Origin of the sequence: Archangium sp., assembly GCF_036388035.1 — a bacterium.
GTDB lineage: Bacteria > Myxococcota > Myxococcia > Myxococcales > Myxococcaceae > Archangium.
The window spans coordinates 1-13162 of the sequence record NZ_DASVSO010000817.1; the positions used below are offsets into that span (position 1 = coordinate 1).

Here is a 13162-nt window from a genome sequence, read left to right on the forward strand (position 1 = left end):
CACGAGTCCTTGCAGCCGGGCCGGGTCGAGCAGCCGCTCCACGATGGCGGACGGCTCGCGCAGCAGCTCCACGAGCAACTGGCGCTCGGGCTCCGTCGCGGTCTCCGGCTCGGGGAGCGGCGCGCGCTCCTCCACGGACCAGGGCATGAAGGGGGTGAGGGGCTCGGCCGAGAGCGTGACACTTCGAGAGAGGGCTTGCATGGGGGACCTCGTCAGGACGGGAAGAGGGACGTCTGGACGCGCAGCAGGAAGACGGCGCCCAGGAAGACGGCGAAGGCACGCGACAGCCACCAGGCCGCTCGCGAGGAGTCGAGCGAGGTGATGACGCGCACCGGCAGGGCCGCCACGGTGGCGAGCGCGAGGCTCGGGATGAACAGCGCGGGGAGCGCGAGGACGACGGGGGCGTCCTTCGACACCAGCACGAGGAAGGCCATGAGCGGCATCACGCATGTGGCCACCAGCCCGCCAGCGAGCAGCCCGATGGAGGTGGCGGCCAGCAGCACGCGCGTGGAGAGCCGCAGGCGCAGGTAGATGGAGAAGACGAGGGTGCCGGGAACGACGACGAGCAGGGCCTCGAAGACGGCCCGCAGGGCATCGAGCCTCGGCGCGAGCCGGAGGCTGGTGGAGGAGACGAAGCCCGCGGTGGCCGAGGTGGCCGCCACGAGGAAGATGCCGAGCAGCGCCGGGGCCAGCGTCGCCGCGAGCGGGCGCCGGGCCATGTCCAACGCCTCGCGCGCAGGGCGGTCCACCGCGCGCAGGAGTGAATTCGCCAGGTCCAGCCGGCCCACCGCCGCCTGGGAAGGTGCAGAGCCCATGAGGTCTCCTCGAGTGCGCGTCAGTGCGCGTCCGGGGCTTGAGCAAGCCCCGTGCCTCGAGGTGGGCAACCCCTCCTTTCCCTCGGGAGAGGGCGTGGTGCGGTTCTCCCGGGGCGCGTGCCTTCCGGCCCACCTGGGTGTCCCACGACAGGAGTATGTAAGGCGTTACACAGGCGGGAGCCGCGAGGGCGTCAGCCGATGTGCAGCTCCTCGCGGATGTCGTGCTCGTGGATCTTGTTGAAGAGGGTCTTGTAGCTCACCCCGAGCAGTCGCGCGGCGACGGTCTTCTGCCCCTTGGCCGCCTGGAGCGCCGCGATGACGGCGGCGCGCTCCGCCCGCGCCACCGCCTCGCGCAGCGTTGGGACGACGGTGGTGGCTTGTGGCGGCTCGGGCGCCGCCTCGGGCTCGGAGGGCCCGGGAGTACCCGCTGGAGCGGGGGCGGGCAGGGGCTTCGGAGCCGGAGGAAGCCGGAGCGACTCCGGATCGAACCGGCCGAGCACGATGGAGCGCTCGACGAAGTTCTCCAGCTCGCGCACGTTGCCGGGCCAGGGGTAGGTGGTGGCGCGTCGCAGGAGCTCGGCGTCCGGGCGGGGCTGGGGGCGCTCCTTCCTCGCCGCGTGCTTCTGGAGGAAGTGCTCGATGAGGCCGGGGATGTCCTGGACGCGCTCACGCAGGGGCGGCAGGTGGAGGGGAATCACCGCCAGCCGGTAGAGGAGATCCGAGCGGAACCGCCCGCTGGCGGCCATGGCGTCCAGGTCGCGATGGGTGGCGGCGATGACGCGGATGTCGACCTTCACCGGCTCGCGCCCGCCGATGCGGTTGAACTCCCGCTCCTGCAGCACCCGGAGGAGCTTCGCCTGGGCCTCCAGCGGCATGTCACCAATCTCGTCGAGGAAGAGCGTGCCGCCTTCGGCGGCCTCGATGACGCCTTTGTGCCGGGCGTGCGCCCCGGTGAAGACGCCGCGCTCGAAGCCGAACAGCTCGGACTCGATGAGCGACGCGGGCAGGGCCGAGCAGTTGACGGAGATGAGCGGCCCATCGAGCCGCGGCGAGGCGGCATGGATGGCGCGGGCGACGAGCTCCTTGCCCGTGCCGGACTCGCCTCGGATGAGGACGGTGGCATCGGAGGCGGCCACCCGGGGCACGAGCGCGGCCACATCCCTCAAACCCCCGGCGGCGCCGATGAGCGCGCGGCCGGCCTCCGTACTCGGGGCGAGCGTGGGCGCGGCCAGCTCCAGCTCCGCCATCCGGTGCCCCGCCTCCAGCGCCGCCGCCACCGAGGAGAGGAGCCGCTCATTGCTGAAGGGTTTGACGAGGAAGTCGTTCGCGCCCGCGCGCAGCGCCTGGACCGCCCTATCCACGGTGCCGAACGCGGTCATCACGATGACGGGCGTGCGCAGCCCCTGCTTGCGCAGCTTGTCGAGCAGCACGAGCCCGTCGCCATCGCCCAGCTTCACGTCGAGCAGCAGCAGGTCCGGAGCTCGCCGGGAGAGATAGGCCTCCGCGGCCGCCACCGACTCGAGCGGGACGACGGTGAACCCCCGCGCGCCCAGCACGTCCAGGTAGAGTTCGCGCACATTGCGCTCGTCCTCCACGAGCGCGATCTCGGGCTTGTCCACCGCGCCTTCCTCCACCGTCATCACAGGTCCTCCCGTGCCGGGCGGGTCGCCACCGGCGCCATGGGCAGCTCCACCCGGGCCACCGCGCCCGGCCCGTCCGGGCGGGGCTGAAGGCTCAACTTGCCGCGCATCCCATCCAGGGCGGAGCGCGAGATGGCCAACCCCAACCCGGTCCCATCCGCCTTCGTCGTGTAGAAGGGCCGGAAGAGCTGGTCGCTGTCCACCTCGCCGAGTCCCTTGCCCTCGTCACGCACCTCGACGACCACGCGCCCCTCCTCGCTCCAGGTCCGCACCTCGATGCGTCCGCCGCGCGTGTCCCGCATCGCCTCGGCGGCGTTCTTCAGCAGGTTGAGCAGCACGCCGCGCAGCGCGTCCTCGTCTCCTACCACCCGGACGAACGGATCCAACCGGGGGACGAGCGTGGGGAAGTCCGGCTCCCCCTCTGCCACCGCCATCGCCTCCAGCGCCAGGCGCGACACGTCGAGCGGGCTTCCGTCCTTCTCCCCCCGGGGGGCCCGCCCGAGGTTCAGCAGCTCGGCCACCCGCATGTCGATGCGATCGCTCTCCTCGCTGATGATGCGCACCGCCTTCTCGAACCGGGCCCGGTGCTCGGGGAGGACATGCTCGGCCTGGGCCGCGAGCAGCTCGGCGTAGCCGCGCACGGCCGTCAGGGGATTCTTCACCTCGTGGGCGATGGCCGCGGCCAGCTCTCCGGCGATGGCGAGTCGCTCGGCCCGCTCCAGGCGGCTGCGCAACACGGCCGCCTCGGAGCGCGAGGCCGACAGGAGCCCGGTGAGCCGCGCCTGCTTGGGGAAGAGGAGCTGCTCCAGGGCCCGGTCGAGCTGCTCGCCCAGGCCAATGAAGAGCAGCGAGGCGAGGAGCGTCACCGCCACCGCGACCGACACCTGGACGAGGTCCACCGCGTAGCCCACGGCCCGGAGGACCGCCACCACCGCGAAGGCCGCGCCGATGGAGAGCACGGCGTGGGTGAGGGCCCGCGAGACGGGGAACTGGACGGAGATGCGCTCGTGGAGGGTGTAGCTGAGCGTCACCATCTCGGCGACGAGGATGGTGCACAGGAGCACCCCGTTGCCGGCGGCCCCTCCCTGGGTCAGCTCGTAGACCGTGCGCAGGCCGCAGACGAGCAGCGAGACGCCGATGAGCGCCACGCTGTGCCGCGAGAGGCGACGGATGGCCGCGTTCTCGTGCCGGCACAGGACGAGGCGGACCGCCCCGAGGAGGCCCACGAGGACGAGCGCCAGCATCTGCGGGAACAGGGCCAGGAGTGGCTGGTCGAGCGACACCGAGGCCCCGGCCGACAGCCCGAGGACACCGAGGCCGAGGGGGACGAGCGCCACCAGGAGGCGCCGCCGCGCCCGGGTGGGGCCGAGGTCGACGAGGGCGTCGATGATGAAGCCGGAGACGGACAGCACCGAGGCGAACCCGACGGCCACGCGGACGGACTCCCGGGCCTGGGGCTCCAGGAGGACGACGAACCACGCGGTGGCGAAGAGGGCCACGCCCGTGGGGCCGCAGGCGAACGAGAGCTTGCGCCCGTCACCCCGGGCGGAGGCGAGGACGTAGGCGGCCAGCAGGCCGTTGAAGAGCGCCACGATGAGCGCGACCACCGAGGAGGCGAAGAGGTACGCCGACATGCCAGGACCCTCGGGAGGACGGTGCTTCCAGGGGGGAATCGCCCCGAGCGTAGCGCTCCCTTGCCTACAGCCCAAGAGGGAGGGCGGAAGACTCCCTCGGGCGCGCTATCATGCCCCACGATGCGCGTCCTCGCCCTCCTCGTCGCCCTGGCGTCGTCCCTGAGTCTCGCCAGCGAGCCGACGCTCTCCGCCTTCGCGAGCCTGCCGGCCGATCCGCCCCCCGCGGAGATCGTGCGCGGCCTCCACTACTGGATCTCCAACGAGAACGAGCTCCACCTCTTCCACGACGCGGTGAAGGACAAGGGCGGCGTCTACGTGGGCGTGGGCTCCGACCAGAACTACCTGCTGGGGGCCTGGGCGCGCGCCGAGGTCCTCGTGCTGATGGACTTCGACCAGTCCATCGTGGACCTGCACCGCGTCTACCGCGTCCTCTTCCGCGCGGCGGAGACGCCCGCGGACTTCCTGCGCCTGTGGCGGCTGGAGAGCCGTCCGGAGGTGCGCCGCCTCCTCCAGGAGGGCTACGCGGACCCGAAGGAGCGGGCCAGCGCACTCCGGGCCTACGGGACGGCCCGCTGGGCGGTGGATCGACGCCTCAAGCGCGTGGTGGAGCAGATGGGGAAGGCGTCCCTGCCGTCCTTCGTCGTGGATGCCGACGAGTACGCGCACATCCGCCGCCTCTTCCTCGAGGACAAGGTCTTCATGGTGCGGGGGGACCTCACCGCGAAGCGGACCGTGAGCGCCGTGGGCCGGGCGGTGGCGCAGGCGGGGATGAAGGTGGGGGTGCTCTACCTCTCGAACGCCGAGCAGTACTTCCCGTACGACAAGTGGTACCGGAGCAACATCCGCGAGCTGCCCATGGACGAGCACAGCGTGGTGGTCCGCACGAGCGGCCAGCGGGGCATCTCGCACGTGAAGGGCACCTACTACCACTACAACACGCAGTCGGGCTCGAGCTTCATCTCCTGGCTGGGAGACGCGAAGACGCGGAACGTGCGCACGATGCTCCACTACGCGCCCGCCGCCGGCACGGTGTACGGGCTGTCACGGCTGGACACCGGACCCGAGGAGGCGCGCGAGGCGGCGAAGCAGCGGCTCCTGGCGAAGCAGGCCGTGAAGAAGCTGAAGAAGGTGCGAGGCCCGTCGCGACCGAGGCGTGAGGCAGTGCCGTGAGTGGGGGGCGGGGGCCCGCCCTCGTGCTCGCGCTCCTGCTCGCGCGCGCAGCGGGGGCGGAGGAGACGTTCCCCGGTGCTCCCGCGCCGCTGCCCTGTCTCGAAGCGACACCCGCGGGCCTGGCCTGCATCCCCGGGGGTCCCTTCCCGCGAGGGGTGAACGGAGGGCGCCACGCACCGGCCCGGCCCCAGGCGACGGTCTGGGTCCAGACCTTCTACATGGACACCCACGAGGTGACCTACGGCGCCTACAAGGCATGCGAGAAGGCGGGGCGGTGCCGGAAGGCCCGGCCCCACTACCGTGACTTCGACAACCCCCAGCAGCCCATCAGCGGGGTGAGCTGGTACGACGCGAAGGCGTACTGCGAAGCCCAGGGCAAGCACCTGCCGACGGAAGCGGAGTGGGAGAAGGCGGCGCGGGGTACGGATGGGCGGCTCTACCCATGGGGCGACGAGCCCGCCACCTGCGAGCGCGCGGTTATCATGGATGCGCGGGGACGGAGCTGCGGGAAGAAGCAGCGCTCGAGGACGCATGCGGACGTGGGACGCCCGGAGCCGGTGGGCTCTCGGCCTCCCAACCCGTTCGGGCTCTACGACATGGCGGGCAACGGCTGGGAATGGGTAGCGGACTGGTTCACGCCGTCATGGAAGGACTGCGGCGCGGCGTGCCTCGGGGTGGACCCGAAGGGGCCGTGCGAGGGCCGGGAGCCCTGTGCCGGCCACACCGAGAAGGTGGTGCGAGGGGGCTCGTGGTTCTGGCCGGCCTCGTACGCGACGACGGTGTACCGGCGGCCCCACGTGCCGGCGAACCGGCCCGTCTTCCACCACTTCGGCTTCCGCTGCGCGGCGAGCGTCGAGGAGGCCCGGGTGCTCACCCGCCGGGTGGAGTGAAGCAGGCGGGAGGCACGGGCCTCAGTGCACGGCGCCGCCGGAGTCACGGGGCAGCCGCACGGTGAAGGTGGTGCCCCGGCCCGCGGTCGAGCGGACCGACACGGTGCCTCGGTGTGAGTCCACCAGGTGCTTCACGATGTAGAGGCCGAGGCCGATACTTCGGGTCGTCCGGTCCACCTGGGGCGTGCCCCGCTGGAGTGGCTCGAAGAGGCGGGGGAGGAGCGCGGCGGGGATGGGGGTCCCCTCGTTGTGGACCGACAGGACCACGGCCTCGTCCTCGCCGCGCACCTCCACGCGCACGGGCGTCTTCTCGGGGCTGTACTTGAGGGCGTTGGACACCAGGTTGGACACCACCTGCGCGATGCGGTCCGAGTCCCACTCGCCCAAGGCGTCGCCCTGCTGGCGCACCTCGATGTGGCGATCCGGCCAGGACACCTCCACCTCGTCCAGCACCTGTTGCACGAGCTGCCGCAGATCCGTGGGCCGGCGCTCCAGCGAGATGCCTCCGCCCAGCCGCGCCTGGGTGAAGTCGAGCAGGTCGCGGATCATCCGCGTGGCGCGCTCGGCGGAGGAGAGGATGCGGCTGGCGGACCTGATGGCGCGCGCGTCGAGCTCCTCGCGTCGCAGCAGGGCGTGGGCCCCCAGGGTGATGGCGCTGATGGGGTTGCGCAGGTCGTGGCTGACGATGCCGATGAGCTGCTGCTCGAACTCCACGCGGCGCCGCAGCTCGGCCTCCTGCTCCTTCTGTCGCGTCACGTCCTGGGTGATGGCCACGCCCGCGATGATGCGGCCCTCGTGGTCCCGTACGGGGCTGGCGCTTATCCGCACCATCGCACGCGTCCCGTCCATGCGCTCCAGGACCAGCTCCTCGTCCACCACCACCTCGCCGTGGCGCAGCGAGCGAGCCAGGGGCCACTCCTCGCTCTGGAGGAGGTGGCCATCCGAGTGGAAGCCCTGGAAGCGGGAGTACTCCTCCACGCACCGGGCGTGGTGCATGTGGCCGCGCACCAGCTCCTCCTGCTGGTGGTTGAAGAACGTCAGCCGGCCCGATGGCTCGGCGAGGATGACGCCCGCGGGCATCTGCTGGAGCACCGCATCCAGCAGTCGCTGCTTGGCCTCCAGCTCGGTCGCGTAGCGCTGCTCGCGGTGGAGGGCCTCCTGTCGCACCCGGGCGATGGCGAGCGCCGCACCCACGCGCGCCACCAGTTCGCGGGCGCTGAAGGGCTTGGTGAGGTAGTCGTCCGCGCCGGCGCGGAGTCCCTGCACCGTGGACTCCTCGCCCGCGCGGGCGGACAGCAGGATGAAGGGCACGGTGCGGGTGCGCGCGTCCTCGCGCAGGGCGCGCAGCAGGCCGACACCGTCCAGCCGCGGCATCATCACATCACTGAGGACGAGGTCCGGTGGGCGCGCGCGGACCGCCTCGAGCGCCTCGGCCCCGTCCCCCACCGCCTCCACCTCCCAGCCCTGGGCGCGCAGCAGCCGCTCCACGTAGGCGCGCATGTCCGCGTTGTCATCGACGAGCAGGAGGCGGGCCTCGCGCGGGACGGACTGGGGCAGCGGAGCCGCGGCGACCGGGTCCGGGGGGGCGGAGGACGGACAGGCGGACACAGGAGCCGGAGCCGCTCCCAGCCAGCTGGTCGCCTCCTGGAGGAAGGCGCTCGTTCCCGTCGAGGTGGAGGCTGGGGACTTGGCCGCGCCGAGCCGCTCGGACGGGAGGTGCGCGCTGCCCGTGGGCAGGCACACGGTGAAGGTGGTGCCCTGGCCCGGCTCGCTCCGGGCGCTCACGGTGCCGCCGTGCAGCTTCACCAGCTCCTGCACCAGGGCCAGTCCGATGCCCGTGCCCTCGAAGGAGCGCCCGCGCGCGCCCTGCACGCGGTGGAAGCGCTCGAAGATGCGCGGCAGCTCCTCGGGAGTGATGCCCGTGCCGGTGTCGCGCACGCTCAGCTCCACGTGCGTGTCCCGCCAGCGCAGGGCCACCGCGACCTCTCCCTCGAAGGTGAACTTGAAGGCGTTGGAGATGAGGTTGAGCACGACCTTCTCCCACAGCTCCGGGTCCACCCAGACGGGCTGGGCCAGGGGATGGCAGTCCACCACCAGCCGCAGCCCGGCCCGCTCCATCGCCGAGCGGAAGGTACTGGTCAGCTCGGCGGTGAGGGTGGACAGGTCCGTGGGGACGTAGGACGCCTGCATCCGTCCCGCCTCGATGCGGCTGAAGTCCAGCAGCGTGTTGACGAGCTTGAGCAGCCGCACGCCGTTGCGATGCACCGAGTCCAGCTCCTCGCCGGCCAGGGTCCGCGAGGCGGAGGCCAGTGCGTCCTCCAAGGGCGCGAGCATCAGCGTGAGCGGGGTGCGGAACTCGTGGGAGATGTTGGAGAAGAAGGCCGTCTTCACGCGGTCCAGCTCGGCGAGCTCCTCGGCGCGACGGCGCTCGGTCTCATAGGCCAGCGCGTTGGCGACGGCCGAGGCCACGTGCTCGGTGGCCAGCTCGAAGAAGCCCCGGTAGGAGGAGTCCAGCTCGCGGCGCGGGGACACGCCCAGCACCAGCACCCCATAGGGCGCCTTGTGTCCCGGCTGGGGAATGGGCAGCAGCACCGCCGAGTGGGGCGACTCGTCCCAGGGTTCTCCCGGCAGCTCTCCGAAGCGCGCGCGCACGTCGGTGACCACTTCCATGCGTCCGGTGGCCGCCACGCGCGCCAGGGGCCAGCCGCGGGTGTCCGCCTCCGTGAGGCTCAGGGTCTTGGGGCTCGCCGCCCCGCCTTCCTCCAGCCCCGCGGTGCCCAGGAGGGTGGCCCGGGTGCGCTGCTCGTCGAGCTGGTACATCAGCGCGAAGGGGACGTCCGCCGGGTTGTCCGAGAGGGTCCGCGCGGCCTGTCGGCAGGCCTCCTCGGACGAGCGGGCCTCGCTGACGTGCTCGGCGAGCTCGCGCAGGGTGCGCAGCCGCCGCTCGCCGATGACGCGCTCGGTGCTGATGTTGATCGTCGCGAAGACGCCATCCACCCGGCCGGTCTCGAGGCCGATGGGGCTGTAGGAGAAGGTGAAGTAGGCCTCCTCCAGGTAGCCGGCCCGGTCGATGACGAGCAGCTGTTCATCCGACCATGTGGCCTGGCCCGTGGTACGCACCCCTTCCAGCATGGGTTGGATGACGTGCCAGATCTCCGCCCACGCCTCACGGCCCGGCCTGCCCAGGGCCAGCCGCGGGTGCTTATGTCCGAGGATGGGGATGTAGGCGTCGTTGTAGAGGACGACGAACTCGGGCCCGCAGAGCAGGGCGATGGGGAAGCGCGAGGTGAGGCAGATGCTCACCGCGCCACGCAGCGACTGGGACCAGCCTTCCACGGGTCCGAGAGGTGTGGACGACCAATCGAGGGCCCGCATGCGGGCACCCATTTCCCCGCCGCCGGCGAAGATGTCGCAAGCGACGACAGGTGAGGGGCGGGGGGCCTTCTCACGCGTGTAGGCGTGGGGCCGGCCTGGAAGCTCTCCGTGGATGTGATCGCTCATCAGGTATCGTGAGGTCGTCCCCTGCGAGGTTCTCGTGGAGGAGGGGGCGTGGCTCAACACCCTGGATGCGCGAGGGATTCACCTTCGGAGGGGTTTCAGGCGGGCCGGTGGATGACCTTGGATGTCTGCTCCACGGCCTGGCGGGAATGCGCTCGAACCGTTGAGCGTCGGGTCGGCCCGTCGCTTCCCCCGAGTCCCTGTCGGCTTCCGCGGTCAGTCGAGGCGCGAGCGCAGCAGCCGGCTGAGGTTCACATCGAGCTGGCTGGAGATGAGTCGCAGCACGCTGTCGAGCTGGGAGCCGGTGAGGCGCAGGCGCTCGGTGAGCAGGCGCCGCGTCTGCTCGAGGAGCGCCTGTTGCGCCCCCACCACCCAGCGCGCGGCGGTAGCGCGGTGGATGCCATAGAGGGCGCCGAGCTGGTCGATGCTCAACCCATCCAGGTACTTGAGGCGCAGGATGTTGCGCTCACGCGGGGCGAGGAAGGTGAGGGCCTGGGCGAAGGCGGTGTTGAACTCGGCGCGGTAGGTCGTCTTGAGGTAGGCAAGCTCGGGGTCATCCCCGGGGTCGACGAGCACCGAGAGCGTGCTGTCCTCGCCCGAGCTGTCGTGGCTGGAGCGCTGGCGCTGCAGGTCCAGGGCGAGCCACAGGGCCGCGGCACGCACCCAGGCGGAGAGCGGGCCGGTGCCGGGGTAGGCGGCGAGCTTGGGCGGAGTGTCCGGCCCGGGGGCGAGCATCTTCTGACGCACGAGCTGGCGCACCTCGTCCACGGTGCTGGGGGGCAGCTTCATGCGGGCCACGGCCGAGTCCACCTCGGGGAGGACACGGGCCTCGAAGGCGGCGTGTGCCAGGGGCAGTCCGTCCGCGCAGGCGCAGGCCAGGTACAGGTCCCCCAGGTGCAGCCGCTCCAGGGCCTCGACGGAGCCGTCGGCGGGGAGATGCCGGGCGAGGTGGGCGATGAAGCGCACGCCCTCCAGGTCCACGCGGGGCCAGGCCGCGCGGGCCGTGCTCAGGGCCCGGCCGAGCTGTTCTTCCAGGGAGGCCAGGGTCTCCCCCGGGGGCGTGCCCTCCCGGGCGGTGATGAAGGCATGGGCGAGGCCCGGTGTCACGACGGGGTACTCCTGCGGGGCGAGCAAGCAGCCGGGAATGACAGGTGTCTCAGCCTATCACCTCCGCCTGGGCCCGGGCCGCCCCGCGCCGGGACCCGATTTTCGCGGTCAGGTCCGAAAACGGCCAGACAGGGGGGCGCGTCCAGGCTACGAAAGCCCCATCATGCAGACGCTGGAGACCGAGAGCTGCTACCGGGCCCTGTCCGCGCGAGATCGGCGCTTCGACGGACTCTTCTTCGTGGGCGTATCGACCACGGGCATCTACTGCCGGCCGGTGTGCTCGGCGAGGACGCCGCGCCAGGAGCGGTGCGCCTTCTACCGCACGGCCGCCGAGGCCGAGCGCGCGGGTTTCCGGGCCTGTCTCCTGTGCCGCCCCGAGCTGGCCCCGGGCAGCGCGCCGGTCGACTCGGTGCCGAGGCTCGTGGCCGCCGCGGTCTCCCGCATCGAGGGCGGGTTCCTCAACGAGTCGTCCATCGAGGAGCTCGCGGCGGAGCTGGGCGTCACGGACCGGCACCTGCGCCGGGCCATGGAGACGGAGCTCGGGGTCTCTCCCGTCGAGCTGGCCCAGTCGCGGCGGCTCGCGCTGGCGAAGCAGCTCCTCCAGGACACCGCGCTCCCGCTGGCGGAGATCGCCTTCGCGAGTGGCTTCCAGAGCGTCCGGCGCTTCAACGCGCTCTTCCAGTCGCGCTTCGGCAGAGCGCCCTCCTCGCTCCGGCGGGAGAGTGACGAGGCGGAGGCTTCGCGCTCGCTCGTCCTCCGGTTGGACTATCGCCCGCCGCTGCACTGGGAGCAGCTCCTGACCTTCCTGCGCGGACGCGCCATTCCCGGCGTGGAGTACGTCGGGGACTCGGAGTACCGGCGCACGGTGCGGCTGGGGGATACCCGGGGCTGGCTCACCGTCCGGCATGACGGCAAGCGCCCCGCGCTCCTGGCCGAGGTCTCGCTCTCGCTGGCGGGAGTGCTGATGCCGGTGGCCGCGCGGCTGCGGACGCTCTTCGATCTGGACGCCCAGCCGACGGTCATCGCGGAGTGCCTCGGGAGAGACCCGCTCCTCGCCAGGCAGGTCCAGCGGCATCCGGGGCTTCGCGTGCTGGGATCCTTTGATCCGTTCGAGATGACGGTGCGCGCCATCCTCGGGCAGCAGGTCTCCGTCCGGGCGGCGACTACGCTGAGCGGGCGGCTCGTCGCGCGCTTCAGTGAGCCCCTCGACACCCCCCATGCGGAGACCTCCCGGCTCTTCCCGTCGCCGGAGACGCTGGCGGCGTTGACGGAGGACGACGTGGCCACGCTCGGACTTCCCGGCGCACGTGCGAGGAGCTTGCTGGCCGTGGCGCGGGCCGTCACGGAGGGCTCGGTGCGGTTGGATCGGCACGTCGACGTGGACGCGACGATGGCGGCGCTCGAGGCGCTGCCGGGCATCGGTCCCTGGACGGCGCACTACGTGGCGATGCGGGCCCTGCGCTGGCCCGATGCGTTCCCCGCGAGCGACCTCGGGATTCGCAAGGCACTCGGAGGTCTGTCGGCGAAGGAGACCGCCGAGCGGGCCGAGGCCTGGCGACCCTGGCGCGCCTATGCGGCCGTACACCTCTGGACCTCTCTCTCGGAAGGAGCAGGCGGATGATGCTGTTCACCACGACCCTCAAGAGCCCGGTGGGGCCCCTTCGGCTCTACGCGACGGAAGGTGCGCTCACGGCCATCTACCTGGAGAACCACAAGGGGGCTCCCACGCTCACCGCGAGCGAGCGGGAGGACCACGCCGTGCTGCTCGCCGCGCGGCGCCAGTTGGAGGAGTACTTCGCCGGCGAGCGCGTGTCCTTCGAGCTTCCGCTCGAGCCGACCGGGACGCCCTTCCAGCAGGCCGTGTGGAAGGCGCTCCGGGAGATTCCACTGGGGGCCACCTGGTCCTATGGTGACCTCGCGCGTCATGTCGGACGGGCGGGGGCGGCGCGGGCCGTCGGAGCGGCGAACGGGAAGAACCCCCTCTCCATCATCGTCCCGTGTCACCGGGTGGTGGGCACGAACGGAACGCTCACCGGGTATGCGGGAGGCGTCCCCGTCAAGCGGTGGCTGCTCGATCATGAGCAGCGGATTCGCGTCGGGGGGATGCGCGCGCTGGGGGCGTGAGGCGGGGCGTCAAGTCCACTGACTCGTGTACGCTCTGGCTTCCGGACACGCAACCGCGAGGGAACGCATGCGACTGAGGAAGCTGGCCGTGGTGGTGCTCATGAGCGGCTGCCGGCAGTCGTCACCCGAGCCGACCATCGTGCTCGAGCTTCCCGCTAACGCGCGGCAGGCCCCTGGCGAGAAGCCCTCCGGTGCGGAGGCTCCCGGCGAGAAGCCCACCGGTGTGGAGGCTCCCGGTGCGCTCCAGCCAGCTCCGGCGGAAGAGCTTCCCGAGCAGACGTGGT

The 13162-nt window shown here is 71.8% G+C and carries 11 protein-coding genes; 5 read left to right on the forward strand and 6 right to left on the reverse strand.

The window, feature by feature from the left end; genetic code table 11:
* The 4 genes from VF697_RS33735 to VF697_RS33750 form a co-directional block, all read right to left on the reverse strand.
* The coding region (locus tag VF697_RS33735; RefSeq protein WP_331101479.1) for a hypothetical protein at positions 1–201 on the reverse strand (201 nt) is incomplete at its 3' end.
* Positions 202–212: 11 nt separating this feature from the next.
* Positions 213–815: a hypothetical protein gene (locus VF697_RS33740; RefSeq protein ID WP_331101481.1), complete on the reverse strand. Its 603-nt coding sequence runs from the start codon at positions 813–815 to the stop codon at positions 213–215.
* A 191-nt stretch (positions 816–1006) separates the two neighbouring features.
* Positions 1007–2455: a sigma-54 dependent transcriptional regulator gene (locus VF697_RS33745; protein ID WP_331101483.1), complete on the reverse strand. Its 1449-nt coding sequence runs from the start codon at positions 2453–2455 to the stop codon at positions 1007–1009.
* A complete protein-coding gene (locus VF697_RS33750) occupies positions 2455–4089 on the reverse strand; it encodes a sensor histidine kinase (RefSeq protein ID WP_331101485.1) in 1635 nt (544 codons plus the stop codon). The genes VF697_RS33745 and VF697_RS33750 overlap by 1 nt, the downstream gene beginning before the upstream one ends.
* Before the next feature lie 120 nt (positions 4090–4209).
* Here VF697_RS33750 and VF697_RS33755 point away from each other — a divergent pair, with 120 nt between their 5' ends.
* Both VF697_RS33755 and VF697_RS33760 read left to right on the forward strand, forming a co-directional pair.
* Positions 4210–5259 carry a hypothetical protein gene (locus VF697_RS33755; RefSeq protein WP_331101487.1) on the forward strand — a complete coding sequence of 350 codons (1050 nt, stop codon included), beginning with the start codon at positions 4210–4212 and terminating at the stop codon, positions 5257–5259.
* The gene (locus VF697_RS33760) at positions 5256–6149 is read left to right on the forward strand and encodes a formylglycine-generating enzyme family protein (RefSeq protein WP_331101488.1); all 894 of its coding nucleotides are present in this window, start codon (positions 5256–5258) and stop codon (positions 6147–6149) included. The genes VF697_RS33755 and VF697_RS33760 overlap by 4 nt, the downstream gene beginning before the upstream one ends.
* Before the next feature lie 21 nt (positions 6150–6170).
* Here the strand turns inward: VF697_RS33760 and VF697_RS33765 are convergent, their stop codons facing one another.
* Together VF697_RS33765 and VF697_RS33770 are read right to left on the reverse strand one after the other, a co-directional pair.
* Positions 6171–9524, reverse strand: coding sequence for an ATP-binding protein (locus VF697_RS33765; protein WP_331101490.1), 3354 nt, complete (start codon positions 9522–9524; stop codon positions 6171–6173).
* A 339-nt stretch (positions 9525–9863) separates the two neighbouring features.
* Positions 9864–10754 (reverse strand): transcriptional regulator, encoded by an 891-nt coding sequence (locus tag VF697_RS33770; protein ID WP_331101492.1) that lies wholly within the window; start codon positions 10752–10754, stop codon positions 9864–9866.
* A gap of 163 nt (positions 10755–10917) precedes the next feature.
* On the opposite strand from VF697_RS33770, the gene VF697_RS33775 reads away from it, so the two are divergent.
* The 3 genes from VF697_RS33775 to VF697_RS33785 form a co-directional block, all read left to right on the forward strand.
* Positions 10918–12375: an AlkA N-terminal domain-containing protein gene (locus VF697_RS33775; RefSeq protein WP_331101494.1), complete on the forward strand. Its 1458-nt coding sequence runs from the start codon at positions 10918–10920 to the stop codon at positions 12373–12375.
* Positions 12372–12878: a methylated-DNA--[protein]-cysteine S-methyltransferase gene (locus tag VF697_RS33780; RefSeq protein WP_331101496.1), complete on the forward strand. Its 507-nt coding sequence runs from the start codon at positions 12372–12374 to the stop codon at positions 12876–12878. The genes VF697_RS33775 and VF697_RS33780 overlap by 4 nt, the downstream gene beginning before the upstream one ends.
* Before the next feature lie 67 nt (positions 12879–12945).
* The coding region (locus tag VF697_RS33785) for a hypothetical protein (protein WP_331101498.1) at positions 12946–13162 on the forward strand (217 nt) is incomplete at its 3' end.

Bases quoted from the DNA above. Each gene is read 5' to 3' on its own strand.
- VF697_RS33740 (WP_331101481.1), bottom strand. From the start codon at position 815: ATGGGCTCTGCACCTTCCCAGGCGGCGGTGGGCCGGCTGGACCTGGCG.
- VF697_RS33745 (WP_331101483.1), bottom strand. From the start codon at position 2,455: ATGACGGTGGAGGAAGGCGCGGTGGACAAGCCCGAGATCGCGCTCGTG.
- VF697_RS33750 (WP_331101485.1), bottom strand. From the start codon at position 4,089: ATGTCGGCGTACCTCTTCGCCTCCTCGGTGGTCGCGCTCATCGTGGCG.
- VF697_RS33755 (WP_331101487.1), top strand. From the start codon at position 4,210: ATGCGCGTCCTCGCCCTCCTCGTCGCCCTGGCGTCGTCCCTGAGTCTC.
- VF697_RS33765 (WP_331101490.1), bottom strand. From the start codon at position 9,524: ATGCGGGCCCTCGATTGGTCGTCCACACCTCTCGGACCCGTGGAAGGC.
- VF697_RS33775 (WP_331101494.1), top strand. From the start codon at position 10,918: ATGCAGACGCTGGAGACCGAGAGCTGCTACCGGGCCCTGTCCGCGCGA.
- VF697_RS33780 (WP_331101496.1), top strand. From the start codon at position 12,372: ATGATGCTGTTCACCACGACCCTCAAGAGCCCGGTGGGGCCCCTTCGG.